The following is a 25,481-nucleotide window of genomic DNA, read 5'->3' as shown; positions in this document are numbered from 1 at the left end:
TGAGACTTAAGGAATGTGATGATTACGCGATTGCAATATTTTAACTGTGTAGTGGAAACAGGCAGTATTTCTGAGGCCAGTCGAGTTTTTGATGTGCAGCCATCCTCGATATCACGGCAAATTGCGGCGCTCGAAAAAGATCTCGGGGTGAGGTTGCTAAACCGTACGACTCGTAACCTAGGGCTCACTGAAGCGGGTCAGCGTTACTATGCTTATTCGCAACGGATAGTTTCTGAGGTTGATGAGGCCAAGCGTGCGGTCAATGATCTACAGCAGCGTCCTAAAGGAAAGCTGAGGGTTAGCATGACGGTAGGGTTTGGTGAGTCAGTAATATTACCCCTGATCCCCGGTTTCTTTGAACAGTACCCTGATATTGATGTTGAACTGGAATTAACTGAGCGAGTTGTTGATTTAGTTGAAGAAAATATTGATGTTGCGATTCGTAGCGGACGTTTGCCAGATTCAACCATGATTGCAAAAAAACTGCTAGCCAATAATTTTTTGCTCTGTGCTAGCCCTGAATATCTGGCTAGTAAAGGTATGCCTGAATCGCCTCAGGTACTCAGCAACCATCTGTGTATTCGTTATGGCTATGCGGGTTGGCGTGAGTGGTATTTGATGGATGACGCGGTAAAACGGCTTGATATTGCAAGTGGTATTACTGTCAATACCGTGAACGGACAGAAGCAATTGTTGCTTAATCATGCCGGTCTTGCCTTAATGCCTCTATGGGCGGTTCAAAAAGAATTGCAAAGTGGTGAGTTGATTCATGTTATGCCTCAGCGTACTTTTAGCCCTTATGAAGTGATGAGCTCGACTTATGCTATTTATTTAAAACGAGAGCTTGTTTCTCCCAAGATACGAGTCTTTCTCGATTATCTGAATCGTTATATGCGAGATTATTCCGAATTCGGCATCTAGCAGTCGTTTGGGTATATGCTTACTAGCATGCCAGAGTAAACGTCATATTGATGGGTTACCGCGGCTAACAGGTAGGGGCATAGCCAGATATGAAGAGACCCAGGCTCTTTTTAGTTTTTGTATGTGCATTAATAGCATCGTGTATCAGCGATCTTTATTCAAAACCAATACCCAATGCATCTGATGATATATCGACGTTATCTGAACGGTATGTCAAAGCCACTCGGGGGGGAGTGTTGGATGTCACAGCAGTCATTCCCGGGAAGGTGTATCACCCGCGTGACGGTTATATCAGTTATGAGCGCTTTTGGTGTATCGATGAAAAAAGAGGTTCGCCAGAAGAATATCTCGCGCTAATGGCAGAAGTCTGTAAGTTAAAAGACGGGGCGTTCAAGGGGGAGTGGTGCGTCTCTCTAAATCATCATTTACCTTTATTTAGCGTGACAATTGAGCAAAATGGCACAACATGCACTGGCGGCGATCTAACTACCATTATTCATAGCATGGAACCGATATCTTCTCCTACCGTCAGCGAATGGTTAATTACCGCAGAAGCGTTCGGCTTCAGCAAAATGCCGATAAGTAACCTCGAAGCTAAATAGCCCAACGTTGTTCTAGCTTTTCACTAAGCGCATCGATTAGTGAATGAGTGTTTAGTGATAGGTTTGTACTCTCCGAGCTAATGATATGAGGGAGTGGACTGCGTTTAGTTATTTTGAAGTTAAGGAACTGACTGCCATCGGTGAAATTGAAGATCACACTTTTGGCTTTAGTTTGATTTGGAATAGAGAAATACCCTGATGGCGATACCGTAAAGGAGAGCTCGTACGGATACTGGCTCAAGACTTTCTCGGCATATGCATGGGTAAAGCGATTTTTTATACCGGTTGAATTGTAGAGATCGGCATAAGGGTGTACTGGTGATTCTGTTTGGTTCAGCAGGTTAATGAATGCATCTGATCTTGTATCAATACGCAAGTTCTGATCGAGAAAGCGTTTACTCAGAGTGTCGTCTTGTTGCTGCCGGGTATAAGCTAATTCTTGCTGATACCGATGAAGCAGAAGTGCTGATTTATTTTCATTGATGTATTTCTTTTCTCTTAGAGCCTGACGTGTCTGCGCGAGTTGGTATTTGAGGTTATCTGGAAAGTATTGTTTGTTCTTTGTTGTGTCGAAATAGCCATTGAGTCTTGTCATCGAGCGCCATATTGCAGGTGCATAACTATCAATAAGATCCGATGCACGTCCCTTTAGAAAGGAGGGAAAAGGAGACAATAGTTGATCACGATTAATGTATACACAGTTTTGGGAGATAGTTGTTAATAGCTCTGACATACCATTGTATTGCCGACATATAGCGTGAGGCTGATCATCGTAACTGAATGTGAGTTCATTAATAAGCTGGATATTAGGGGCGTGTTTATTGAGGAGTTGTTGTAAAGACTGGCGAAGTACATCGTTGATTTGATGATATTGACGGGACTGGAGTTTAATATTTAGCTCAAGCGTTCGAACTCTTTCATGATAAACATTTTCAGACGTTTGAAGAAAAAGAATTTTCGTCTCTAGCTCTGCTATTGATGTTTTGTAATCATCAAGATCTTTATCGATCTCTCGTTGCAGTCCCTTCGCTTTCAAATCAATATTATTGAGAGAGTTGATATAGTGATTCTTGGTTTGTTCTAAGGCTGCAATAAAAGAGCCGGCCTCAGGGAGGCGGGTGTTTTTGAACAATGCCTTTAGTTCAGCAAGATCGCCAAGAAAATTAGGATGCTGCAGCCAGTGTTGCCCAAGAAGCTGAGATGAAAGTGTATGAATTTGAACGTACTCTTCAGGAACAGAAAGTGGACTGCTTTGCTCTGTTATGACAAAGCCGGAAATCTCTAAATTTTGATTGTGATGATTGATACTCAATGAATCGAGATCAAGCTGACTTTCTGTTTTGCACGCGACCAAACCACATATGGTAGATAATAAACACAACTTACTGATAACATTCATATCTGTTGTAACCTAGCCAAGCTTCATTTCTTATTGGACGAGTGTACCGTGAAAACACCAATATGCAACTTGTTTATACTGTTGTTTTAAATGGATGTGTAACAAAGCAGTACTATGGTTCAATCTCGGTGATACTTGAGTAAAGTCTGATAATTCCCGCTAATGCCTTGATTGAAAATTAGCCTTTTGTTGTTTATGTGTTAAGTTTAACTGGACAGACCAGATAAGGATATTATTCATGACTTGGAATAAACTGGAAGTGACAGAAGAGCGGGGAATAGTGACGGTTGCTCTTAATCGGCCTGATAAACTGAATGCTCTGGATATGGAAATGTTTCGTGAATTGGATGCGGTCAGTAAACAGCTAAGAAAACGAAAAGACATTCGTGCGGTAATCCTAACCGGGAATGGAGGGACATTTAGCAGCGGGTTAGACATAAAAAGTGTAGCGACATCAAAAAATAAAGCCCTGCGTTTGCTGGCAAAAGTTCTGCCAGGCAATGCCAACTTAGCGCAACGAGTATCTCGTAATTGGCGATTGATCCCTGTACCTGTGATTGCCGTTATTCAAGGACGTTGTTACGGAGGCGGGTTGCAGATAGTGATGGGGGCAGATTTTAGGTTCGTGACGCCAGATAGTGAGCTTTCTATTATGGAAGTTCGCTGGGGGCTTGTTCCAGATATGGCTGGGTTATTGTCATTAAGAGAAGTTGTGACTAAAGATGTGGCGATGAAGCTAACCATGACCGGTGAGATTTTGTCGGGGGAAGAAGCGCGAAAAATATCACTGGTGACAGATGTAAGTGACGACCCGATGGCTGCGGCTAAAGCGTTCTGCCGCCAGATTTCGCAAGCTTCACCGGATGCTTTGGCTGCAATCAAACATACAACCAACCGATGCTGGACGGGCAGTGAGCGAAACTTGTTAGCCCGAGAGACGTTTAGTCAAATACGCTTGCTACTTGGCCGTAATTTTTTTATTGCCGGTAAGCGCCAGCGTTCAAAAACAGATATTGACTATCAGCATCGCCAGTCATTCTGGTAAGTCGTAAAGTAGTTTTGGTATACTGTAAAGGTGCCGGCTAGGCACCTTTACACCTATCTTGAAGCCATTCGGTTGTAGCTCTTGATCACTGTAGTGTCTGATAATTCACTGAATCAGATATAAAAACGCCTTATACTAAAATAAATGAAATAACTGAGGGCGAGCAATTGAGACAGAGCGATAAAGACGCATTGAAAGTTATTGGCTTTATTTGTTTGTTTACCTTAGTGATACATATTGCCAATGTGTTTTTCAGAGGCCAGCTTAATGATTATGGACTATTACCCCGGCATTTTAGCCATTTCACAGGTATTGTCGCTTATCCTTTTTTACATGGGTCATGGGCTCATCTCCTCAGCAATTTAGTTTCGTTCTCGGTCTTAGGCTATTTAGTCTCTAGCTCTGGCTTATCTCGCTTTATCGCCGTGTTTATGATTAGCTGGGTAGGGAGCGGCATTGGCGTTTGGGTATTTGGTCGGATGCATTACCATGTTGGGTTAAGTGGTATTATTTACGGCTTATGGGCCTATTTACTGGTCTACGCGATTATGTATCGTAGCCTCAAGTCAATTGCTATTGCGGTTATTGTGATGTTCTTATACGGCTCTATGGTGTGGGGATTTATTCCGGCGCATAGCTGGGTTAGTTATGAAAGTCATTTCTTTGGTGCCTTGGCCGGTGTGTTGGCGGGTTATTTCTTTTCTCGACGAGATAAGCAACGAGAACCAGTAACATAGGCTATATATGTTGATTAGCTGATAGGCTTTTTTGGTAGATATCCGGTGTAATAGATGGTGGAGTTGAAATGTTAGTTACTTTTAGTTGCAAGGTGAGCGGCAACATTGTCATGTTTGGTGATGTGGCAAAGCAAATGCTAAAAATGATGGGGTATTGTGAAAATATTCCTGGTGCTATTGATGCGGAGAATATCCCTATGGCGCTTTCCAACTTGAAGAAGGCAACCACGAGTATTCATCAGTTAGAAGTGGATGCGAGAGAGCAAGGGCAAACTCAAGGCGCAGATATCGATGATAGCGATGAACAGGATGTCGAGCCTGTAGTTAGCCTTAATACCCGAGCACTGCCTTTAATCGAGATGCTGAAAGCGGCAGAAAAAGAGCAGTGTTACATCATGTGGGAATGATCTTACTTCTCTCCAGCATTGCGTGAGCGACTGGACTGTTGAGTTATGAGACAACATGCAACGGCGCAAAAGGGTCATCACTGGGGTCATTAACCCAGATATACTCTGCCTCAATGGCTGTTTTACGGGCGGTTTCCTCATCGAGCAGTTGGGCGATCACTGCCAGAGATAAGTCGATACCAGCCGAAACTCCTGATGACGTGAAAATCCTGCCGTCTTTTACCCAGCGGGCAACGGGATACCAGTTAATATCGGTGCCAATACCTGTTACCCAGCGATAACGTTTTTTGTTTGTTGTAGCGGCTTTATCTTTTAATACACCGGCCTGTGCCAGCAGTGCGGCACCTGTACCGACAGAGCAGATGTAATTGGCGCTATTGCTTTGCTGCTGTAACCAATCAATTAACAAGGTGTTGGTAATAGCCTGTTCAACACCGGCACCGCCAGGAACCAGCAAAATGTCGCTCTTATGGGAGTTATAAATACTGAAATCGGCAACCAGTTTAGGGCCTTGCATGCTGGCTACGGGTCGTCCAAGCTGAGATACGAATTGGATGTTGAAGTGTTCGGGCAGTATTCCAAACATCTCTAAAGGACCTGATACCTCCAGTAAGTCGAATTGATCAAAGAGCAATGCGGTTACTGTAAATTGCTGTATTGTTGGTGCAGATTGGCTTTCTGGCATAGTTATCCATTGATAATTTAAGTTTTGGTAGTTAATAAAGCATAGAGGAAGATGAATATCATTCGAATTATTACGACTCACTCCCAACTCAAGTCAATTGGGTTGGGAGTGATTAGTTAACGCGAGGTGAGGTTAGATATAAACGTTTATCAACAAGGTAGCGGCCGCCATGGCGACGAGAATACCAAGTAACGGCATAACAAACCTAAGCCATTTGTCGAAGGTAACATTGACCATGGCAAGAGAGGCAAGCACCAGGCCGGTAGGTGTAATAAATGCCATCAATCCCATACCGAATTGATAAGAACTTACAATGTTGTCTCGTGGAATACCTATCACATCAGCTAATGGTGCCATGATAGGCATAGACAGAACAGCCAAACCAGATGAAGACGGAACAAAGAATGATACGCCTGCAAATAAGAACATCATTACAACAATAAATAGCCCTTTATCCATTCCCTCGACCATTGTTGCGCTGGCATGAAGAATAGAATCACTGATCATCCCGCCATCCATCAATACTGTCACACCACGTGCAATAGCAATAATGAGCGCAACGCCAAGAAGATCATTGGCTCCTTGGATAAATTCTCTAACAAATTCTTTTTCGGGGATCCGGTCAACCAACGCAATGACGATTGCAGAAACGAAGAACAGCGTGGTCATCTCTTCAAACCACCAGCCAAGGCTTGATACGCCGTACACCATAATAAAGAAGGTACTGGCGAACAGAGTAAGAATAATCGAATGTCTCTTTTCAAGCTTGGTTGATGAGGCGTTAGGATCGATGTTCTTTAGGAAGCGTGCTTCAATCTCTTTTTTCTGACTATAAATGAGTGATTGTGTTGGATCATTTTTAACTCGCTGCGCATAACGAATGATATACAGCATGCATACAACCGTACCGGCAATCAGCATTGCCATCCGAGAGCCTAGACCAAGCGTCCAGTTAATACCCGCAGCATTCGAGGCAATAATGGTACTGAATGGGTTAACCGTCGAACACATTGTCCCAATTGAGGAGCCTAGATAAATCGCGGCGAGGGCGACAATAGCGTCATAGCCGGCAGCAATGAAAATGGGAACCAGAATAGGATAGAAAGCAATAGTCTCTTCAGCCATACCAAAGCTTGTACCGCCAAGGGCTATCAAGGCTGTGACAATAACGATGAGCCACTTTTCCCGACCTGTCATCACCTGTGATAATCGATTGATGCCTGAGCCAAACGCACCGGAATGATTGACGATGCCAATAAAGCCACCAATCACAAGTACGAAAAACACCACATCAATTGATTGATACATACCTTGAATAGGGGCCTGGAAGAGATCCATTATCCCCTGCGGATTGGGATCAACCGTAGTATAGGAATTTGGAATACCAACTGGCTTATAGATATCGCCATTGACGAACTTTTCTAAGTCGGCCTTTATGCCTACCTTGTCTAATGTTTCTTGTGTTGCGGGAAGTGTTTCTGTACTGCCGTCAGCAAAGGTGATCATGAAACTTTCACCTTCATAGGACAGCTTATTGTAAACCCCTGCATCCACAAACCAAGTTAGCATTGCTACCAGAGCGGCAACACAAAATAGAACCGTGTATGCGGAAGGAAAGCTGAGCTTCTTTTTTGTTGGTGTGTCGACTGTAGTTCCATCGGTACTCATAACAACCCCTTTGTTAATCAGACTAGGATATTTGAATCTTCAACCTAGTTTCTTGTGTGGATTAATGGATAAATTCTGGATAGTTAAACTGCTTTATTGGTCTATGTGCGGGATTTTATTGTAATCAGATGCTTAAAAACGGCTGAATATCACAATTGGATTATTTGGCGTGCGAAGAGCTGCAAATTTGAGACTGCGAGCAAATTTTAAACACTAGGTAAGATGTTGGTTTGTTAGAAGTAATGATGGTAGTCGATAGCTTATTTCCGAGTGTGAGCAGAACGAAAAAAGCCTCCGGATTTAACGGAGGCTTTAATATATCTGTTTAGTTTACTTAAGCTTTATTCAGTGCCTTGGCAATAATGATCTCACGTTCAATTTGCGTTTTGACTGCATCATCAGTGGCATTAGTTAGTTTTTGTTCCATCTTTGCAACGAATTGTTTTAATTCATCCTTGGTTGCAAAAATTTTATCTTTTACGTTAATGGACGCAACGTTGGTATAACGACCGTCCTTACTGCTTGGAACGGTAATTTTACCTTCATTGATAAGTGCTTTCACAATGCTACGCTCGTTTTCGTAGCCTTCTAGTCCACTTAGCCCCCAGCGGCGCATCTCTTTGCCTTCGTACTTGCCGTTTTTAACTTCGGTAAGGTAGCGGATAGTCAGGTTTCGTATTGTGCCTGGATCCTCGCCGTATTCGGCTTCGGTATCGAAGAGTACTGGGAATTCGCGTCCTTCAAGAACACCGCCAGCTTTGGTGAGGTGGCCCATACGGTAGCTGTTCATACCAATACGGATTGGGGTAGTATCGGTGATCATGTTGCCATCGGCAAATTGCAATGACTTAATGCGCTGACCAGCAGGTTCTGTCAGGTCAATGGTATAGGTAACACCGGCAAAGAAGTCATTGGTAGAATATTTCGATGAACGACGTTCAGGATTAAAGCTATAGGTAACATCACCTTCTCTAACGCTGTTGAAATAACCGGCAGCCCATTCCATGTAGGTTCTAAGTTCTTTGCCTGTCATTTCATACACGGTAATTTCGCCACCGGCATACTGATAGTTGTAGGCAATATCTTTTGCTTTGATTTTACCCACATCCAGCTCGGCTTTATCATTGTCGATTTGAAGCGCAATCACATTTGCCATTGGTGCATAGTGCATGCTGGCTTCTTGGAATAGCGTGCTGATGCCTGTGTCTTGAATGTGAACTTGAGGGATGCCTTTGATCTCGTTTTCAGGCACCAGATCGATACCGGAAAGATCGGCAATAACACGGTTGGCATTTTCGCGTAGGCGCTTATGGTAAGGGGCATAAAGCTCTTCCATTTTTGAATCAGACGCCGTGCCTTTTATTTTGTAGGTATAGCTATCTTTGTTCACCAGGGTGAATTGACCGTTTTTCTCCTCGAATTGTAGATCGACACGAGATAGGGCGCGACCATACTTATCGGGTTCAGTGATGATAACGCCGTTAATTGTCGCTTTGTTTACTAAGGTATGCATATGACCGGCAACGATAGCATCAAGCTCAGGGTTGTCATTGGCAATGTCACGTACACCCGTTGCTTCAATATTATTTTCGTTGTCGATACCCATGTGCGCTACAAGTACAATGGCATCTACTTTGTCATCGATTTTCTTAATGACTTTTTTGACTTCAAGTGACGGGTTAGTAAATGTCATTCCTTGAAGGCGGTTTGTGCCTTCGGCAAACACCTGTGTCATTGGCGTATCCATACCAATTACGCCGATTTTTACACCTTGCTTCTCAATAATTTTGTAGGAAGGTAGGAACGGGTTACCGTCGGCCCGCTTGATGTTGCCACCAAGAGAAGTCCCTTTGAACTGGGTTAGTGAACGGTTTAGAACATTAAGACCGAAGTCGAACTCATGGTTACCTAATACCCAAATGTCATAGTCCATTTCGTTGAAGCCTAACATCATAGGAGAAACAGGCTCTTCCTTGAATGTTTCGACAAAGTTGCCTTGAATGGTATCGCCGGCATCAACCAAGATGACATTTTGTTGGTCGTCACGAATTGTTTTTACTTTGGTGGCAATCTGGCTCAGGCTTCCGCGCATATTGAGCTTGTCACTGGCATAATCCCATGGCATGAAATGCCCATGAATGTCTGAAGTACCAAGAATAGTGACATCAATCATATCACCATCTGCTGCAACGGCTTGGCCAGCAAGTGTAAGGCAAATCGCTGACGCTAAAATATGTTTTCTCATAATCAACTTGTTGTATTAATCAAAATTTAGAGCGACGATTCTAAATCTAATGTTGAGGTGCGTGAATGATAGAGATCTCTAAAGTTATGCAATAAATGTCGCTATTTTATAAAGTTGTGAGCACTCTCGCACATCACCTGATTGAATAGTGATTGATTTGTCATTAAGCGCTGAATCTGAAGATAGTGGTCATTGATGTATGGAAAATATTCATGAAAGGTGTGAATAGATAGAAAGGGACGGATTGCTAAAAAGACAACTCGTTTCACTAGTAAATGAGTTGTCCAGATCTTGTTCGGTTAGGCTAGTTTGGGTGTATCGTAGTTGCTTGGCTCGTCGGAATAAATGCAGACATTCCATTTTTCAGCCGCGCCGGTCTTGGCTTCGCAGTGCTGAGCAAAAAAGCCCTGAATCTCTGCACGCTGACAATGTACCTCAAAGGCTGCCATATCGGCCCAAATTTCATTGAACGCTATCGGGAATGATTCGCCGGGTGCGAAAGAACTTGGAATTTGACGTGTGACAATATACTGAACACAACCATCTTCACGAAGAGTATTGGGTTCCAGTGCTTGTAATGCACTGAAGAGTTCTTGCTCTCGTCCAGCCTTTGGTTGAAATTGCGCTATGCAATAGACTTTTTTTGACATCGTTGATTTCCTTATCACTTTATAGAAAATGGTGCTTAGGCAATAATAGACTTAAAATGGGTAACGTACTGAGAAAGCAAGCGTCTGATCATTAATGCCTTTGATTCGCCATTCAGCTCCCATGGAAAATGCGTCCCCTGTATGGAGGCGTGCATAGAGACTGAATTTTGTAATATCTTCCTCTGCGGAAATGACACCGACTTGTCCGCCAGTTTCAAGCTGAGGAAGTATCCACGCAGATAGGCCGAAGTTTAGTTCAGAGGCTATTCGCCCCATCGAACTATTATTTTCTTCATTCTTGAAAGACAATAACTTGATCTGTCCGGTTATGTCGGTGAATTGGTTGACGGATGAATTGAATCCGATCCCTGCGCCAATAATCCAGTCATTTTCAAAATGGCTTTCGGCCTCGGCCATAATATGAGCGTTTGGATGAATCTGCTGGCTCCCGGCAATACCTAATCCCCCTGGGCTTAATGGCACCCGAACCTCAAAATAATCATAGGGAAAGTTGGCGGCACTCACTGTGGTACTCAGGCTAGATGCAGCAAATAATACTGCGCTACATAGCAGTTTGGTAGGGAATAAGGCTTTCATGGATCAGTGTCGAACTCTTTCCGTATTGAGATATCTGATTATGCCAAAACAAGCAAGTACTTAGCTAATACAAATTTTCTATAACATGCTAATAATCATAATGTTGAGTATGTTTTGGATAGATAAAGTAGAGCAATATCACTTTCTTCTCAGAACCGAACAGAAAAAAGAAACAAGTTTCGACCTAAACTAATAACTCAACATCTTGCTATAGAAGGATTTTATTTTAGTCATACCATTTGGAGGCGGCCGGCCTTGTAGGTGTTGCCGGTTGCTTGAAGTTCCTATGACGATATGGCGAGTATACAGATGACTGAATCGATAGGTAAGCATGTAAACATTCAAGTAATTGGAGACCCGGTGGCGGACTTGCCTACCTGCGTTGACCGGATCGAAGAATGGAATGTGGATGCATACCCCTCCGTATTAATTAATGTCGAACCTGCACGCCAAGATGAGATGTTACTCAAGATTCGAAGTGATGAGTTACGTCACCTACAACCTGTTTTTTGTGTCGATCGAAGTAAAATGTCAGATGTGTTATCGGATGGCTACCTCAAAGAAATGAGGCAAAGAATACCGCCAATCCTTGAAAGACTTGCGCTGTTACATATTACCCCCCATCCCGAACCCCTCGATTTATTGGCATGGTACTGTTGGCCTCGTTCTCATTTTCACCTGACGCCTGTTTGGTCGGGAATTTACCAAAAAGGTTATCGCTATCCGTTATTGGATTGTTTGGTCGGTGTCGAGTCAAATTTGGCTTTGATGCGGGCTGTCGAACATCATTTGCTGGTGCCCGGTAAGCTTGTCGACAGAATTCGGTTATGCCGTAATTGTCAGAGTGGCAGGCTTAACTATGTCGATGTATGCCCTGAATGCAATAGTATCGATATTCATCTTAAGCCTGGGGTCCATTGTTTTGTTTGCGGTTACGTTGATGATCAAGATGTCTTTATACAGTCCGGTGTTATGCAGTGCCCTAAATGTTCGACCAAACTTCGCCATATCGGTGTCGATTATGATAGGCCCTTGGAACGTTACAGCTGCTATTCCTGTTATATCCGCTTTATCGAAGCCATAGTAAAAGTGCGCTGTCATGATTGCGGTGAGGTACAGACCCCTGATGATCTGATCGTGGCCCCAATAACTGAATTTCAGGTGGGTAAACTGGCCCGTCAAATTGCCCTTGAAGGCTCGCATCTGCTCCATCTTCCTCTGACCTGGGGATCTGCCATAACGGTGGACCACCTACCATGGCTGTTACAGTGGATCAGTTCTAACCAAATCCGCTACGGCGGTGACAACACAATTATGGTGATTTGGCTGTCGAACCTGTCTGAAGTAAAAATTGACCTCGGGCTACTCAAGGTCCAGGAGAGGCTCAAGGAGCTGGTTAAACGGATGCAGGGGATTTTCAGGGAGACAGATGTAGTTTGTCAGTATTCAGACGATATTCTCATTCTTTTGTTGCCGCATACCAGCGAACATGTCTGGGAGGCGATAAGAGACAGGATCTCGGTTTTAAGTGAAGTTGAAGGGCTGGATAAATTGGAGCTTGTAATACAGGTTAAGGCACTGCCTGTACCTGAGGATCAGAAAGCAGAAGACTGGATCAAGGAGTGGTTATCGTCGGTGACACATTATGAGTGAGTGGTGGTTTACTGTTCGATATATCTTGACTGATTTTGCCGGCAATATTGCGAATACACCGTTGGTGATGGCGATGTTGCTGCCGATGTTACTTGCGTTTGAGATCCCTTTGATGATCCTGACGCTAAGCGGCGTTTTGAAGTGGTTTTCAAGGCAGTATAAGGCGGAGGGAATACAGCGTACGGGGCAGTTGCCCAAAGTGTCATGCATTATTACCTGTTATTCGGAAGGTGAGGCGATTCGAGTGACGGTTGATACGTTGCGCGAGCAACTTTACCCAGGGCAGCTCGAAATTATCGCCGTTATCGATGGGGCTCAGCAAAATGCCCATACTTATCAGGTAGCTCGTGCTTGCAAGTATGATTTTATCGGATTCAAAAGTCGGCAATTGGTACTGTTGCCCAAGTGGCAGCGTGGTGGACGGGTATCGACTCTTAATTCTGGGTTGGCGGTTGCGACAGGGGAGATCATTATTAATGTCGATGGTGATACGTCATTTGATAACAATATGGTTGATGAAATTGTTCACTGTTTTGATGACCCGGATGTGCCTGCAGTCGGTGGCGCACTTCGGGTTCGCAATACTTACGATAGCCTGGTGACCAGGATGCAGTCGATTGAATATATGATATCGATGCATGGGGGGAAAACTGGGTTAAGTGAATGGAACCTAATCAATAATATCTCCGGAGCTTTTGGTGCCTTCCGTAAAGACTTCCTGCGTAATATCGGTGGTTGGGATACCCATACGGCAGAGGATTTGGACCTTACTGTTAGAATTAAGCACTACCTTCAGCGTCACCCCGGAATGAAGATTGCCTTCGCTCCTAAAGCGATTGGCCATACTGATGCTCCCAATACAGTTCGGACGCTTGGTCAACAGCGCCTTCGCTGGGATGGTGATTTACTGTTTCTGTATCTGCGCAAACACATTTATTCGTTAACACCAAGGATTCTTGGCTGGAAAACATTTATCTATACGCTGGTTTTCGGGATCGGACAGAATATTGTCTTACCTTTGCTGGTCACAATTTATATGTGGTGGTTAGTATTTGCCTATCCCTCTCAGTTTGTAGCCGCGATACTCATTGGTCTGTACCTGATCTATTGGTTGTTTTCTGTGATTAATTTTCTGGTCTTTGTTGTCGCGGTTTCCGAACGGCCGCTGAAAGACTTGAAAATAGCCCCCTGGCTTGTCCTGTTTCCTATTTATACTTTCGTTGTCAGAATGTGGGCCGCTGTTGCTCTGCTAAATGAGATTTTTCGAAGCTCACATGAAGAAAGTGGCATGGCTCCATGGTGGGTGTTGAAACGGGGGCATCGTTTTCGCTGGTGGCAGAGTGGTAAGGACAAGAGGTCTCAATGAAGGTCACGTTTAATTCCCCCAAACAGCAGGATGCATCGAAAGAAGAAGGGATAAGGGTTCCCTATGCACCCGCTAAGCGGGTGGCGTTTAATCTCCGTTGGTATTTTATCTTGGTCCTAACATTCAGCCCTGTCGCTTTTTTGCTTTGGTATGTGGGACGAGACTGGGTGATCACGACCGCCCCAGGTATTGTAACAACTGAGCCTCAGCTTGTTGTTGCCAGTGGTGAAGGGCAAGTTGATGAGGTATTTGCCGTTATTGGGGAAGAGGTCGAGCCGGGTACACCTTTGATGAGGGTGACATCACCATTGCTACGAGCTGGTATTGCCGAGCGCCGGTATCAGCTCTTGCAACTTAAGTTTGATTGGCGGCGTTACAACCAGGCAAAAATGGCCGCGCTAGATGAAGAAATTCGCATTGCCAAGGAAGGGGCAAAAAATCAGGAATCGGTGTTTCAGGAGTACGCCAAGTACAAGAAGCAAAACTTGGTATCGAGTGCAGATTTTGCTGCAGTATTGCAAATTCGCACCCAGTCTCAGCTTATCTACCAGCAGGCACTGCAACGAAAAGTGGATGAAATGAGAAAGATACAGGAGTTGGTCTCTGCTGGTTCACAATCAATGGCAATGAATGAACTGAGGCGGGATTTGGCGGAGATGGAAAGCCGGTTAACCCAGTTACAGCCTGTCGCATTCAGTGGCGGGCGAGTGGTTGATGTACTGGTAAAACCCGGTGACTGGGTGTTTGAAGAGACGCCTTTGCTTTTGCTGGCTAGTGCCTATCAGTATCAGGTAAATGCTTACGTGCTACCTAAGTACATTGAAGAAGTACAGCAGGGTGAGAAGGCGGTGATTCAGTTTTCGAGTGGGGAAGAGATCAAAGCCAGAGTCGGGCGTGAAGTTGAACTCGCCGACAAAATCCCACCTCAGCTAGCAGGGCCTTTTGAAGGCCATAAAAGCATGCTGAAGGTAAAGTTGATCCTTGAAGAGACCATTCCCGACAAACTGAAAATAGAAGGTTTGCCGGTTATGGTGAAATTCAACTAGATAGCTTTGACCATTTTCTGAAGCAGTTTGATTAACATTTTCTGCTCGTCTTCATCAAGTGAAGACAACACTGCTTCATTGACTGCAATGGGGATTGGTAGCAAGACCTCTTTTAGTGCTCTTCCCTTGTCAGTGAGATAGATCCGGAAAGAGCGGCGGCTATTTGGGTCTTCGTGTCGCTCAACGAGCTCAAGCTTTACTAGCTTGTCCAACGTGCGTGTTGTTGTTGAACTCTCTACTTTGGATTTTAGTGCAATATCACGCTGGGTTATCCCTTCCTCTTCCCATAAGCACATTAGGGTCGGCCAGAGCGCAATAGACAGTCCGTGCTTTTTTAACTCGTTATCAAAGCTTTTTCCTGCGTTATTGGCAACAACATTTACCAGCCAGCCAAAGCTTTCTTTTCGATCAAAGGTTGTACTCATGGTGATCTTTCAATTAATTCAATCGTTTTGAGTACTATAAGGGAAGTACATACGCTTTTTCAATGCGTATGTTCCTATCATCTTGATCCCTGCAGCCTATTTTCTCGCGTCATGGTCGGCAAACGGTCAGTTTGATCTGATTTACTGGCTAGTACAGATTGTCGAGCTTATTGCTGGGTTTTCCAATGAAGTATTTGTGGGGCTAAACATCCGTGACGGTATTCGTTTAGGAAAAAAGCGAGCCACTATGAGAGCAATGTAAGGCTTATCATGACAACTGCATGATCGGTGCTTTGGCTGTCCTGCTCGTAAATGGGATTTATCAGGTGCCGATCATAGGTATGGTAGCAACTAACCTCTGCCAGACTTTCTTGATACTCAGTATCAAATTCGCAAGACAGCAGAATGTAATCAAGTACTGAGCCCTTGCTGCCGAAATAGTGGCTGTAAGCGCGCTGTTTGGGAGGTATTCCGTCATTATCCTGGTTTTGAGTAGCCGCTTGATATAATGCCCAGCTGTCCTTAAGACGGTAAGGAGCTAACAGCTGGTTAATGCCTCCTTGCGAGCGGTTACGCACTGTTTGGATCAAAAGGTGCTGCAATACACCATCGTGTAAGTTGTCGTTGAAATCACCCATTAGCAATATCGGGTTGCCTGATTGTGCTCTTCGCTCGATGATGGCAGTCAGCAACAGAGCAGCTTCGGAACCTCGCTGTATTGATGATGCCCAGCCCCCCGAGATCTCTGCAGTAAAGGCTTTGATGACACTCTCATCAGTATCTGTGTTGTCCTTGTCAGCCGTCTTTGTTTCATTAACGGTTGGATCTGTTGGGCGTTTGGATTTGAAATGTACAACATAGCAATCACACAGCCCGAAATGAGGAACATCAATTGTTGCGCGAAGCGGTTGCCGACTAAATTGAAAGTTATCGTATAGCCCCATTGCTGTTGCCAGTTCAGCATTCGCTTGCACTGGTGAAGTAGCTTTAATGGGGTAACGGGAAGCAATGGCTACCACCGGGCTTTGATAAATGTAATCGTCGACTAGTTTCGCTTCGTCAATCACTGCAAAATAGGGGAATCCTTGACTCTTCACTAACTGTTGAAGTGATTCGGGGCTAAAGACTTCCTGAAAGCCGATCACATCCGGCTGATGCTCACTCAGGTAGTTGATTATCCAGTTCTGTTTTTTCTGCCATTGCTCTGCACTGTAGATATTTTCAAAGTCATAGAAAGCGTAAGGCGGCTCAAGATAATTACATAAATTGAAGGTGGCCACTTTGATGGTGTCAGGTTGTTTGACAGTCGTGCAGTTCTCTTGCGACAAAATATAACATCTCTGCTTGGTGTTAACTGGGGGTATTATAACAGAGTGAATATAACAGGCTTGTATACGTTTAACGCTGACTATAGATACAATTATGTGGCAGCTACAGAACCATAGCTGCCACATTGTAGAAATTAAGGCGCTAGAGCTATCGACTTTGAGATAAAAGGACTAAGCACTCAACGCCTGCTCAAGATCGGCCAAGATATCATCGATATGCTCGATACCCACTGAAAGCCGGATCATTTCCGGGCTAACTCCGGCCTGATGCTGTTCTTCTTCGCTTAGCTGACGGTGTGTTGTTGATGCCGGGTGGCACGCGAGTGATTTGGCATCACCGATATTGACCAAACGCTTGAAGATTTTGAGGCTGTCATAGAAGCGAACACCTGCCTCGTAACCATCTTTCAGGCCGAAAGATAAAATGGCCGATGGCTTACCAGCCATGTATTTTTCTGCGAGTGGGTAATAAGGGGAGTCTGGCAGGCCTGCATAGCTAACCCAACTCACTTGGTCGTGTTTTTTCAGGTACTCGGCGACTTTAAGCGCATTCTCAGTATGACGCTCCATGCGTAATGGCAGAGTTTCAAGGCCCTGTATGAGCATAAATGCGTTCATGGGTGATAGGGCCGAACCGGTATTGCGCAGTGGAACGGTACGTGCTCGACCGATAAAGGCGGCGTCACCAAACGCTTCGGTGTAGACCACACCATGATATGACGGCTCTGGTTGGTTAAACACAGGGAAACGGTCTTTATGCTGTGCCCATGGGAATTTACCTGAATCGACAATAACACCGCCGAGAGTTGTTCCGTGCCCCCCGACATACTTGGTGAGAGAGTGAACAACAATGTCGGCACCGAACTGGATAGGTTTGCATAAAACAGGAGTGGCTACAGTGTTGTCGACAATAACTGGAACACCCTGAGCGTGGGCGAGATCGGCAATGCGCTCAATATCGACGATGTTGCCGGCCGGGTTACCGATACTTTCGCAGTAGACCGCTTTCGTCTTTTCATCGATAAGTTCTGCCAGGCTCTCGGGACTGTCGTCTTTGGCAAAACGTACTTCAATACCTTGTTTCGGGAGCATATGGGCGAACAGGGTGTAACTGCCGCCATATAACTGTGGAGTTGAAATAATGTTATCGCCAGCCTCTGCCAAGGTCAGGATCGCATAATTGATAGCGGCACTTCCCGCGCTCACCACAAGGCCAGCAATCCCGCCTTCTAGGGCCGCCATGCGTTGCTCAAGTACATCGTTGGTCGGATTCATAATACGGGTATAGATATTACCCGGCACTTCTAGGTTAAACAGATCCGCTCCATGCTGGGCATTATCAAATTCATAGGCCACGGTTTGATAAATCGGGGTAGCCACAGATTTGGTAGTCGGATCTGTTTCGTATCCGTAGTGTATCGATAGTGTTTCGTCTTTCATTCTTCTTCCTTGATTGAAACTGGAGGAAATACCCGTCGGTATTATTATCACTAACCAGTATGTCAAAGGAAGTTATTAAAAACTATAGCGATGATTCAGCATGAGGCTGTTCAACGTAATATGCGTATTAAACTATTTTAGTTAGCACATCATTTTTAGGTTGGTCGAAATACTGGTGTTTTAGTGCCAATTTTACCTTCTTTTTTCATAAGGTTTGTGCAGACAAAGGGACATAATAATTCCGAAGCACACCCCTTGAGTGATCATTGCTGTTCCGCCGTAGCTAAAGAAAGGTAGCGGGCTGCCCATAACGGGTAATCCGCCACTGACCATTCCTACATTGATAAACGCGTAGAGGAAGAAGCTTAATGCGAGTGCACCGCTTACCAGGCGTGAAAATGGTGATTCACATTGGCTGGCTAACCAGATCACTCTGCCTGTAATAAACAAGTAGAGCCCGATTAGCAATAGGCTGCCTAAAAATCCCCATTCTTCGGCGTAGGTCGAAAAGATAAAGTCAGTGTGACTTTCAGGAATGAAGCCCAAGTGGCCTTGAGTGGCGTTTGTCCAGCCTTTCCCCTTGATCCCACCAGAGCCAATGGCAATGAGTGACTGAATAATTTGGTATCCTGCGCCGAGAGGATCAGACTCGGGATTTAAGAACTGGGTAACTCGCTTTTTCTGATAGGCCGCCATTACAAAAAACCAGAGTACCGGGATTGTAGTGGCAATGATGGCAAGAAAAGAGGAAATGATTTTCCAGCTCATACCGGCAAAATAAAGTACAAACAATGCATAGATCACTGTGAAAATAGCACCATCAAGATCGGGTTGAATGAAAATCAAACCGGCAGGGATTGCGGTGACTATCAAGCAAAGGATGATCTTTTTGAGATCTGGCCGGCCGGGATCGACAACCAGCATCCATGCAATCATCATGGGGATGGCGACTTTCACCAGTTCTGAAGGCTGGAAGCGAACAGGGCCCAGTGCAAGCCAGCGCTGTGAGCCATTAGTACTGTCGCCCATTACTATGACGCCGAACAGCAACATAATGGCCAGGCCATATAGGTAGGGGGCGGCATGCTGGTATTTTATTGGTGGAATAGTCGACATAATAACTAAAGCCGTAAGGGATATTAAGGCTCTGGTAAGGTGCCGCTCTAGCATGGGTTCACTGAAGCCACTGGCGCTCCATACGGTGAGAGAGCCAAGTAGAATTAGCAAAGAAATAGCAAGAAGTAACGGTAGATCAATACGAGGTCGAAAGTTAAGCATAGTCTGAATACTATTGAAATTGCACAAGGCGAGGCATCTGCTTTAAGTCATTTGAAAAGTGAAGAAAATCAAAGATGGCTGTGTGACGTCTGCTATGTGGACTCATCAAGAAGGTGCATAAAGTAGCGGTTTTTAGATAATAATCAATTGAAAGATAGCCTCCCGGCTCACTGATGCCTGCAAAACAACCAATCAATCGATTGTGTGAATAGAAAGGCTCATAGATCCTATACTTATGGCATTGAAATGGTGATTATGTCTGGTAGGTGATGATGTGAAGATTTTCTACTCTATTGTACTGATGTTTTCTATATTTGGTTTTACAGGATGCTCTAATAATCCTTACGGAGACTCATACGGTGTTGCTGATACACGGACAATTCAGCAGGTACGCTATGGAACCATTATGAAAACTGAGCCGGTTAGTATTGAAGGTGAAGGGCAAGTCGTCGGTGCTATAGCGGGGGCCGCTGTTGGTGGTATTCTCGGTTCGAAAATCGGCGGAGGTTCGGGATCTGATATCGCGGCAATCGGTGGTGGTGTACTTGGTGGTGTGGCAGGTAGCAAGGCGGCTGAAGGTGTCACAAGACGAGACGGTGTGAACCTGACAATCAAAATGGATAGCGGAGAAACTATAGCGATAGTACAGGAAGTGAATCCAAGCACGATTTTTCAGGTTGGACAAAGAGTTAGGGTGAACATCGACGGTCAAACCGCTCGGGTAGTGCCGGAATAGTTTGCAATGTCTGCGTTTCAAAATGGCGAGGCATAGAAAAGCCACTGTAGTTCGGTCAGTGGCTTTCTGTTTGTGTCATATTGAAACGCAGACATCCGATGAGGGTGGTAAATATGTTTGTATTCGGTGTATGGTGAAAGATCCTAACTATCAGACAGATTAAACATGATTTATTTACCGTGTGTTGAAGTAGAGCCAAGTGTTGAACCGACGGCTACTGTGATTTGGCTCCATGGCCTAGGCTCTAATGGTCATGATTTTGAGGCTATTCTGCCTGAACTGAATTTATCGCAGGATGCGCCAGTTCGCTTTATTTTCCCTCATTCACCTTCGATTGCCGTTACCATCAATGGTGGTGTAGTGATGCCTGCATGGTATGACATTCTGGAAATGGGGGCAGAGCGCAAACTCAATACCGATCAGCTTCTTGATTCGGCCAAGCAAGTTACCGATTTAATTGAACGTGAAATTGAGCGTGGTATTGATAGCCAACGTATCATTGTTGCCGGTTTTTCGCAGGGTGGTGCAGTCGCTTATCATGCCGCGCTTAGCTATCAGCACAGGCTGGCAGGGTTGCTTGCTCTTTCTACGTACTTTCCAACATCAGACATTGTTACGGTTAGTGAAATTAACAGGTCAATACCACTAGAAGTTATGCATGGCACTTATGATCCGGTTGTATTGCCAACAATGGGTGAAGATGCCGTCAGTGATTTGTTGGCTGCTGGCTGTAAACCAAACTGGCGGACTTATCCGATGGAGCATCAGGTCTGTATGCCACAGATACGGGATATTTCAGCTTGGTTAAAAGATATTTTGAAACTGTAAGCTACAAATAATCAGTATATGCATTAAGAGAAAAGCCACGTATATCGTGGCTTTAAAATTGGGCTGAGGTGTTTCTAGCAATGATGATTTAGCTAATTACCAGCAGCATATTTATAATCTACTTACCCGCAATTTTGGCCGCTAGTAGTCCTTGCATAGCGTAGACATTTGTTTTTCCATTAAATTCCAACGCGATAGGCTCAGACTGGCCAGAAATCCACAGTTTAAGCTCTGCATCCAAATCGAAATGACCTGTCGTTTCAACGGTATACATAGTGATAGATTTATAAGGTACAGAGCGGTATTCTACTTTTTTACCGGTCATACCTTGTTTATCAATCAAGATTAAGCGGCGGTCGGTCAGAACAATCATGTCTCGAATTAGCTTGTAGGCCAGTTCAATTTGTTCATCGACACCGAGTATTGTGGCGAGCTCTTCAGTGGCTTCCTCGTTACTCATTTCGCCGGCATTACCTAATAGTGCGTCGAATAGTCCCATTGTTTTTCCTTATTAATTTTTATCACATGAATGTATCTATTAGCTGGCTTGCTTCTTTAAATAAGTAGGTACCGATGCCTTGGCGGTACGTGAGAGTTTCTGCATCACCGAAAAGTTTGGCATCGTGAGCTGATAATCTGCTCTTAAATCGTCCAGCATTAATAGCCACAGATTGGCAGTCATTTCGGAATCAGCCAAGGCACGGTGGAATACACCGTCATTATCGATATCTTTGTACTTAACCAAGGAGCCAAGTTTGTGATTGGGGGCTTGTTGGTATAAACGACGGGCAATCAGCATTGAACAGGCGAACTGTCCTTGGTAATCACGGCCGATATTTTCCAGTTCGGCATCGAGAAAACGCTGATCAAACGAAGCGTTATGAGCAACAAGGTTATACCCGGCAATAAAATCGGCAAACTGATCCATAACCTCGTCACAGGCTGGGGCATTTTGCAGCATTTGGTTGGTAATACCGGTATAGCCTGCGATAAAACTGCTCACCCTGAATCCTGGGTTCATGAGTTGCTGGAAACGATCGACAACAATGCCGTTGTCAATTTTCACGGCACCTATTTCAATGGCACGATCGCCCATATTCGGTGAAAGTCCGGTTGTTTCGAAGTCGAGGACGATAACGGTGTTGGCTGCGTGAGAAGTAATCACGAAATAAACCTGTAATTAGGGCGGAAATAGTGGTGTTTATTGTAACTGCGCGGCGTAAGGATGCCAACATGGCTGCCAAACATCCTGCGTGCGGATGAATTATAGTGCTCAGTGTGAGGTCAATGGTCTCAGTCAATTGTTTGCATATACAGGTTTAATTGGTTTCTATATAAATTGTAAGTTTAGTCTTATCTGTTGTTTTATTAAAAATAATCATATGTTTCAGGTGGTTGATAATTGTATGATAATAAATTGATTGAATATGCAGATTTGAGTATTAGTGTATGGGAATAAAAAGATTGGTTAGGCTCTGGGGAACAATATTAACCATATTGTTGTTGGTGGCTTGCCAGCGTTTGCCAGAACCACATCCCTTAAAGGCCGATAGCCAATGGCTGCAAGGGCAACTGGATAATGGAATGCAGTATCATTTGCGGCCTGTTAGCGGGGAGCCTGTTTCACTCCGTCTGCTAGTCCATGCTGGCGCAGTAGATGAAACCGCTGAGCAGGCGGGGTATGCGCACTTCCTCGAGCATATGGCTTTTCTTGGTAGTTCCGGTTTCGATGCCAAGAAAGTTGAGTCCTTGTTTGCCGACGCGGGCGTTTCGTTTGGGCATGATCTGAATGCATTTACGACGCATGATATAACGAGTTATCAAATCGATCTTCCGAATAATAAACGATTGGATAGTGCGATTACCTGGTTTAGTGATATTGCCACCGGAAAGCTGACTTTGGACCCTAGCCTTATTGAGAACGAAAAAGGTGCGGTATTCGGAGAGTTTCGGGCTGCCCAACGTGGTGACAAACCTGCAGAGCTTAAAGTCTTCGAGGCATTACTGGAAAACAGTCGCTATGAAGGTAGAGATGTGCTCGGAACTCAAGAGAGCATCCATCGCCTGAACCGTGATGGTTTGATGGCATTTTATCGTGCCCATTATTTACCTCAACAAACAGAACTGATTATTACCGGAGATATTAACAGCAAGCAGTTAGAGCTAATGATTTCCCGCTATTTTGGCGAGGCAGATTTGGGTGTGACAGAAGCCTTGGTTGATCAGCCCGTTACAACAGAATCCGAAAGAGAAGGGATTGCAGGGTTAACTTCCGAGCCTTTGTTTATTTCTGGCGCAGCAGGACAACAGGCTGGAATTGGTTTGTTGTTGGAGTTTAGTGACAGTCAGGTGACAACTGATACTGAATATCAGGCTGTGCTTCTTGAGAATGCGGTATTACAGGCTATCGGACAGCGGTTGAAAGATCGGCATATAGAAGCTCAGTCGCCACTGCTTAACTCATTTAGTGGCACAAGCCTTATCATTAATCGTTATATCGGTGAGATAGTCGTTGAATTTTCAGAATCTGAACGGCTGGCGGCTCAGCAATTCTTTGCAGAAGAATTAGCCAGTTTACGTGACTATGGTATTGGTGATGCTGAATTAGCTACGATTAAAGAAACGTGGCGAAATGATATCAAAAGCTTAGATACACAGTGGTTACATAAAAAAGCAGTAGATTTTTCTGAAGATCGCCTTAATGCCCTTATGGTAGGAAAAACACAACAGCCGAAGGAAGCGGTTCGCAGCCAGTTGAAGCAGTTTGTGGCTCAATTGGATCAAGAAAGCCTGAATAAAGCGATCAAAAAGTACCTTGGTGCAGCAAACAATAAGTTGGTTTTACTGCTCACAAGGGAAGAGAATGCCGAGAAAGCCAAAGCGACGCTTGCTCTGTTCCAAAAGCAGCTATCTGCTGAGGGGAAGGAGTTGCTGATGGCTTCATCTTCAGCAACTTTCCCGTTGCCAGAAAAAGGTGGAGAGATCACTTCTTATGAGGCGATTGAGCCAACGACACATCGCTGGACATTGGAAAATGGCATCGATGTCTGGTTAAGGCAGATGCCTAAAGCTGGGGGTGATGTTCATCTGTATCTGATGTCATCCGGTGGTATGGCGGCATTGCCGCCAGAGTTATACCATGCGGCTAAAATGGTCGGGCCGGTCTTTGCTCGTAGCGGATTGGCAGGATTTACCGCGTCGGAATTTGACAAGTTGCTGCTTCGCCATAACACGTATCTTGAACCGGTTATTTGGGAAACCTCTCATGGCTTATATAGTGTAACGGGCAAGCAGGAGCTACCGTTTGCCCTCTCGGTGTTGAACCAGGCAATGACTTCAGCAACAGTGAACGAACAGCAATTCACCGCAGTACAACATGAATTAGCTATCGAGCAGGATAACTGGCTGTCATCTCCATTCGGTAGCTTTGTCAGTCAGGTTGTTGGGACGCTTTATCCTTCCGAAAGCCCGATGCAGACCGTAACTGGGGATGATTTTGAACAAGCAACACCGAAGCAGGTACAGGCTGTTATTGATACCCTGATGCGGAAAAAACGCAATTTTACTTTAGTGGTCAGTGCTGATATCGAGGTAGGAGAATTCAACAGGATGCTTAGGCGCTATGTGGCTGGTATTTCTTTTGAAGCCGAGTCTGACACTGGGGCTGAGATTACGCCAGTAATAACAGATTACCGAACGGGTCCCAAGGTATCCACTGCATCGAAAAAAGTAATGGAAGCGGTAGATAATACTGTTAATTATGAAGTTAACCTGTTTTCTCAGGGGGAGCCGAAAACAACCCGAGATCGATTTACGTCTGATTTATTCTATCGCTTATTGGATAAGAGATATCGCGATGAGCTGCGCAACGCACAGGGACTAAGTTATGACCCCTATGTCCAGCTTACCTGGTTTGATGGAAGTGGTGAGGCGCTGGTGGCTTTTGTTGTTAATGCCGCACCCGATAAGCTAAACGCTGTGCGAATAAGCACTCAACGGGTACTGGAAAAGGCAAGGATGGGCTTTACTGCGGATGAGTTTGCTGCGGCTAAGTCACAGTTGGCTGCAGATATGAAATCGAGGCTGACTAACCCGCAGGAACAAGCGTTAATGCTCAGCAGTTACCTGTTGTTTGGCGCAGATCCTCAAGCGGCAATTCATCCTGAGAAGATTATGTCGAAATTGACACTGGATGAGGTTAACGCGTTGTCGGTACGCTTGATCGGCAAGGATACTCAACAGATGGAAGCGATGCTAACCCCAAGAGAGGGGAGTTCATAAGCCTAACCGTATGCAATTGAATATTTACAAAGCCCCGAGTTAATCGGGGCTTTATTTTTTGTTGCTTTCATCACTAAAGTGAAAATTACCACTAGTACTATCGAGGTAATTGAATGTAGAAATTGACCTAAATCATATTTTGAA

The 25,481-nt window shown here is 44.6% G+C and carries 23 protein-coding genes; 11 read left to right on the top strand and 12 right to left on the bottom strand.

Features of this window, described 5'->3' with window-relative positions:
* Window positions 1-18: 18 nt before the first annotated feature.
* Window positions 19-921 (top strand): LysR family transcriptional regulator, encoded by a 903-nt coding sequence (locus EDI28_RS14950; protein ID WP_128784679.1) that lies wholly within the window; start codon window positions 19-21, stop codon window positions 919-921.
* Between the two features lie 89 nt (window positions 922-1,010).
* Window positions 1,011-1,523 (top strand): hypothetical protein, encoded by a 513-nt coding sequence (locus tag EDI28_RS14945; RefSeq protein ID WP_128784678.1) that lies wholly within the window; start codon window positions 1,011-1,013, stop codon window positions 1,521-1,523.
* Here EDI28_RS14945 and EDI28_RS14940 read toward each other — a convergent pair.
* Window positions 1,516-2,922 carry a hypothetical protein gene (locus EDI28_RS14940; protein ID WP_128784677.1) on the bottom strand — a complete coding sequence of 469 codons (1,407 nt, stop codon included), beginning with the start codon at window positions 2,920-2,922 and terminating at the stop codon, window positions 1,516-1,518. The two genes, EDI28_RS14945 and EDI28_RS14940, sit on opposite strands and share 8 nt — an antisense overlap.
* 238 nt (window positions 2,923-3,160) lie before the next feature.
* On the opposite strand from EDI28_RS14940, the gene EDI28_RS14935 reads away from it, so the two are divergent.
* From EDI28_RS14935 to EDI28_RS14925, 3 genes are all read left to right on the top strand, one after another.
* Window positions 3,161-3,967, top strand: a complete 807-nt coding sequence (locus EDI28_RS14935; RefSeq protein WP_128784676.1) for a crotonase/enoyl-CoA hydratase family protein — start codon at window positions 3,161-3,163, stop codon at window positions 3,965-3,967.
* Between the two features lie 167 nt (window positions 3,968-4,134).
* The gene (locus EDI28_RS14930) at window positions 4,135-4,704 is read left to right on the top strand and encodes a rhomboid family intramembrane serine protease (protein ID WP_128784675.1); all 570 of its coding nucleotides are present in this window, start codon (window positions 4,135-4,137) and stop codon (window positions 4,702-4,704) included.
* A gap of 68 nt (window positions 4,705-4,772) precedes the next feature.
* Entirely contained in the window at window positions 4,773-5,111 is a 339-nt protein-coding gene (locus EDI28_RS14925; protein ID WP_128784674.1) for a DUF1840 domain-containing protein, read from the top strand.
* Window positions 5,112-5,154: 43 nt separating this feature from the next.
* On the opposite strand, the gene EDI28_RS14920 is transcribed toward EDI28_RS14925, so the two are convergent.
* The 5 genes from EDI28_RS14920 to EDI28_RS14900 all read right to left on the bottom strand — a co-directional run bounded on the left by EDI28_RS14920 (window position 5,155) and on the right by EDI28_RS14900 (window position 10,956).
* Entirely contained in the window at window positions 5,155-5,796 is a 642-nt protein-coding gene (locus EDI28_RS14920; protein ID WP_128784673.1) for a DJ-1/PfpI family protein, read from the bottom strand.
* A gap of 132 nt (window positions 5,797-5,928) precedes the next feature.
* Window positions 5,929-7,464, bottom strand: a complete 1,536-nt coding sequence (locus tag EDI28_RS14915; protein WP_128784672.1) for a YfcC family protein — start codon at window positions 7,462-7,464, stop codon at window positions 5,929-5,931.
* A 334-nt stretch (window positions 7,465-7,798) separates the two neighbouring features.
* On the bottom strand, window positions 7,799-9,709 hold the full coding sequence (locus EDI28_RS14910; protein ID WP_128784671.1) for a bifunctional metallophosphatase/5'-nucleotidase: 1,911 nt from the start codon (window positions 9,707-9,709) through the stop codon (window positions 7,799-7,801).
* Between the two features lie 299 nt (window positions 9,710-10,008).
* Window positions 10,009-10,359, bottom strand: a complete 351-nt coding sequence (locus tag EDI28_RS14905; protein ID WP_128784670.1) for a putative quinol monooxygenase — start codon at window positions 10,357-10,359, stop codon at window positions 10,009-10,011.
* Window positions 10,360-10,410: 51 nt separating this feature from the next.
* Window positions 10,411-10,956 carry a hypothetical protein gene (locus EDI28_RS14900; RefSeq protein ID WP_128784669.1) on the bottom strand — a complete coding sequence of 182 codons (546 nt, stop codon included), beginning with the start codon at window positions 10,954-10,956 and terminating at the stop codon, window positions 10,411-10,413.
* A gap of 309 nt (window positions 10,957-11,265) precedes the next feature.
* On the opposite strand from EDI28_RS14900, the gene EDI28_RS14895 reads away from it, so the two are divergent.
* Genes EDI28_RS14895 through EDI28_RS14885 form a run of 3 tightly spaced genes read left to right on the top strand, consistent with a single transcriptional unit; the run spans window position 11,266 to window position 15,021 of the window.
* Window positions 11,266-12,609, top strand: a complete 1,344-nt coding sequence (locus EDI28_RS14895; protein WP_128784668.1) for a TackOD1 domain-containing metal-binding protein — start codon at window positions 11,266-11,268, stop codon at window positions 12,607-12,609.
* Window positions 12,602-13,975 (top strand): glycosyltransferase family 2 protein, encoded by a 1,374-nt coding sequence (locus EDI28_RS14890; RefSeq protein WP_128784667.1) that lies wholly within the window; start codon window positions 12,602-12,604, stop codon window positions 13,973-13,975. The genes EDI28_RS14895 and EDI28_RS14890 overlap by 8 nt, the downstream gene beginning before the upstream one ends.
* Window positions 13,972-15,021, top strand: coding sequence for an HlyD family secretion protein (locus EDI28_RS14885; RefSeq protein ID WP_128784666.1), 1,050 nt, complete (start codon window positions 13,972-13,974; stop codon window positions 15,019-15,021). Before EDI28_RS14890 ends, EDI28_RS14885 begins: the two co-directional genes overlap by 4 nt.
* On the opposite strand, the gene EDI28_RS14880 is transcribed toward EDI28_RS14885, so the two are convergent.
* The 4 genes from EDI28_RS14880 to rodA form a co-directional block, all read right to left on the bottom strand.
* Window positions 15,018-15,446 (bottom strand): MarR family winged helix-turn-helix transcriptional regulator, encoded by a 429-nt coding sequence (locus EDI28_RS14880; RefSeq protein WP_128784665.1) that lies wholly within the window; start codon window positions 15,444-15,446, stop codon window positions 15,018-15,020. The genes EDI28_RS14885 and EDI28_RS14880 overlap by 4 nt on opposite strands.
* Before the next feature lie 245 nt (window positions 15,447-15,691).
* On the bottom strand, window positions 15,692-16,774 hold the full coding sequence (locus EDI28_RS14870) for an endonuclease/exonuclease/phosphatase family protein (RefSeq protein ID WP_233353387.1): 1,083 nt from the start codon (window positions 16,772-16,774) through the stop codon (window positions 15,692-15,694).
* A gap of 171 nt (window positions 16,775-16,945) precedes the next feature.
* Entirely contained in the window at window positions 16,946-18,214 is a 1,269-nt protein-coding gene (locus tag EDI28_RS14865; protein WP_128784663.1) for an O-acetylhomoserine aminocarboxypropyltransferase/cysteine synthase family protein, read from the bottom strand.
* A gap of 192 nt (window positions 18,215-18,406) precedes the next feature.
* Window positions 18,407-19,492, bottom strand: a complete 1,086-nt coding sequence (gene rodA / locus EDI28_RS14860; protein ID WP_128784662.1) for a rod shape-determining protein RodA — start codon at window positions 19,490-19,492, stop codon at window positions 18,407-18,409.
* 301 nt (window positions 19,493-19,793) lie between these two features.
* On the opposite strand from rodA, the gene EDI28_RS14855 reads away from it, so the two are divergent.
* On the top strand, window positions 19,794-20,228 hold the full coding sequence (locus tag EDI28_RS14855; protein ID WP_128784743.1) for an outer membrane lipoprotein: 435 nt from the start codon (window positions 19,794-19,796) through the stop codon (window positions 20,226-20,228).
* Window positions 20,229-20,393: 165 nt separating this feature from the next.
* Window positions 20,394-21,056: an alpha/beta hydrolase gene (locus tag EDI28_RS14850; protein ID WP_128784661.1), complete on the top strand. Its 663-nt coding sequence runs from the start codon at window positions 20,394-20,396 to the stop codon at window positions 21,054-21,056.
* A gap of 118 nt (window positions 21,057-21,174) precedes the next feature.
* On the opposite strand, the gene EDI28_RS14845 is transcribed toward EDI28_RS14850, so the two are convergent.
* Window positions 21,175-21,555 (bottom strand): PH domain-containing protein, encoded by a 381-nt coding sequence (locus EDI28_RS14845; RefSeq protein ID WP_128784660.1) that lies wholly within the window; start codon window positions 21,553-21,555, stop codon window positions 21,175-21,177.
* A 39-nt stretch (window positions 21,556-21,594) separates the two neighbouring features.
* Window positions 21,595-22,221 (bottom strand): 3'-5' exonuclease, encoded by a 627-nt coding sequence (locus tag EDI28_RS14840; protein ID WP_428431896.1) that lies wholly within the window; start codon window positions 22,219-22,221, stop codon window positions 21,595-21,597.
* Window positions 22,222-22,505: 284 nt separating this feature from the next.
* Between EDI28_RS14840 and EDI28_RS14835 the strand changes: the two genes are divergently transcribed.
* Window positions 22,506-25,337 (top strand): M16 family metallopeptidase, encoded by a 2,832-nt coding sequence (locus EDI28_RS14835; RefSeq protein ID WP_128784659.1) that lies wholly within the window; start codon window positions 22,506-22,508, stop codon window positions 25,335-25,337.
* The last annotated feature ends 144 nt before the right edge of the window (window positions 25,338-25,481 follow it).

Origin of the sequence: Photobacterium chitinilyticum, assembly GCF_004104355.1 — a bacterium.
GTDB classification, from domain to species: domain Bacteria; phylum Pseudomonadota; class Gammaproteobacteria; order Enterobacterales; family Vibrionaceae; genus Photobacterium; species Photobacterium chitinilyticum.
Note: the sequence above shows the minus strand (reverse complement) of the source record. Positions and strands in the feature narration are given on the sequence as shown.

Excerpts from the sequence above, each read along its gene's own strand:
- EDI28_RS14900 (WP_128784669.1), bottom strand. The coding sequence starts at position 10,956 with ATGAAAGCCTTATTCCCTACCAAACTGCTATGTAGCGCAGTATTATTT.
- EDI28_RS14850 (WP_128784661.1), top strand. The coding sequence starts at position 20,394 with ATGATTTATTTACCGTGTGTTGAAGTAGAGCCAAGTGTTGAACCGACG.
- EDI28_RS14950 (WP_128784679.1), top strand. The coding sequence starts at position 19 with ATGATTACGCGATTGCAATATTTTAACTGTGTAGTGGAAACAGGCAGT.
- EDI28_RS14920 (WP_128784673.1), bottom strand. The coding sequence starts at position 5,796 with ATGCCAGAAAGCCAATCTGCACCAACAATACAGCAATTTACAGTAACC.
- EDI28_RS14905 (WP_128784670.1), bottom strand. The coding sequence starts at position 10,359 with ATGTCAAAAAAAGTCTATTGCATAGCGCAATTTCAACCAAAGGCTGGA.
- EDI28_RS14925 (WP_128784674.1), top strand. The coding sequence starts at position 4,773 with ATGTTAGTTACTTTTAGTTGCAAGGTGAGCGGCAACATTGTCATGTTT.
- EDI28_RS14945 (WP_128784678.1), top strand. The coding sequence starts at position 1,011 with ATGAAGAGACCCAGGCTCTTTTTAGTTTTTGTATGTGCATTAATAGCA.
- EDI28_RS14910 (WP_128784671.1), bottom strand. The coding sequence starts at position 9,709 with ATGAGAAAACATATTTTAGCGTCAGCGATTTGCCTTACACTTGCTGGC.
- rodA (WP_128784662.1), bottom strand. The coding sequence starts at position 19,492 with ATGCTTAACTTTCGACCTCGTATTGATCTACCGTTACTTCTTGCTATT.
- EDI28_RS14915 (WP_128784672.1), bottom strand. The coding sequence starts at position 7,464 with ATGAGTACCGATGGAACTACAGTCGACACACCAACAAAAAAGAAGCTC.
- EDI28_RS14835 (WP_128784659.1), top strand. The coding sequence starts at position 22,506 with ATGGGAATAAAAAGATTGGTTAGGCTCTGGGGAACAATATTAACCATA.
- EDI28_RS14845 (WP_128784660.1), bottom strand. The coding sequence starts at position 21,555 with ATGGGACTATTCGACGCACTATTAGGTAATGCCGGCGAAATGAGTAAC.
- EDI28_RS14880 (WP_128784665.1), bottom strand. The coding sequence starts at position 15,446 with ATGAGTACAACCTTTGATCGAAAAGAAAGCTTTGGCTGGCTGGTAAAT.
- EDI28_RS14935 (WP_128784676.1), top strand. The coding sequence starts at position 3,161 with ATGACTTGGAATAAACTGGAAGTGACAGAAGAGCGGGGAATAGTGACG.
- EDI28_RS14940 (WP_128784677.1), bottom strand. The coding sequence starts at position 2,922 with ATGAATGTTATCAGTAAGTTGTGTTTATTATCTACCATATGTGGTTTG.
- EDI28_RS14865 (WP_128784663.1), bottom strand. The coding sequence starts at position 18,214 with ATGAAAGACGAAACACTATCGATACACTACGGATACGAAACAGATCCG.
- EDI28_RS14895 (WP_128784668.1), top strand. The coding sequence starts at position 11,266 with ATGACTGAATCGATAGGTAAGCATGTAAACATTCAAGTAATTGGAGAC.
- EDI28_RS14885 (WP_128784666.1), top strand. The coding sequence starts at position 13,972 with ATGAAGGTCACGTTTAATTCCCCCAAACAGCAGGATGCATCGAAAGAA.
- EDI28_RS14890 (WP_128784667.1), top strand. The coding sequence starts at position 12,602 with ATGAGTGAGTGGTGGTTTACTGTTCGATATATCTTGACTGATTTTGCC.
- EDI28_RS14855 (WP_128784743.1), top strand. The coding sequence starts at position 19,794 with ATGTTTTCTATATTTGGTTTTACAGGATGCTCTAATAATCCTTACGGA.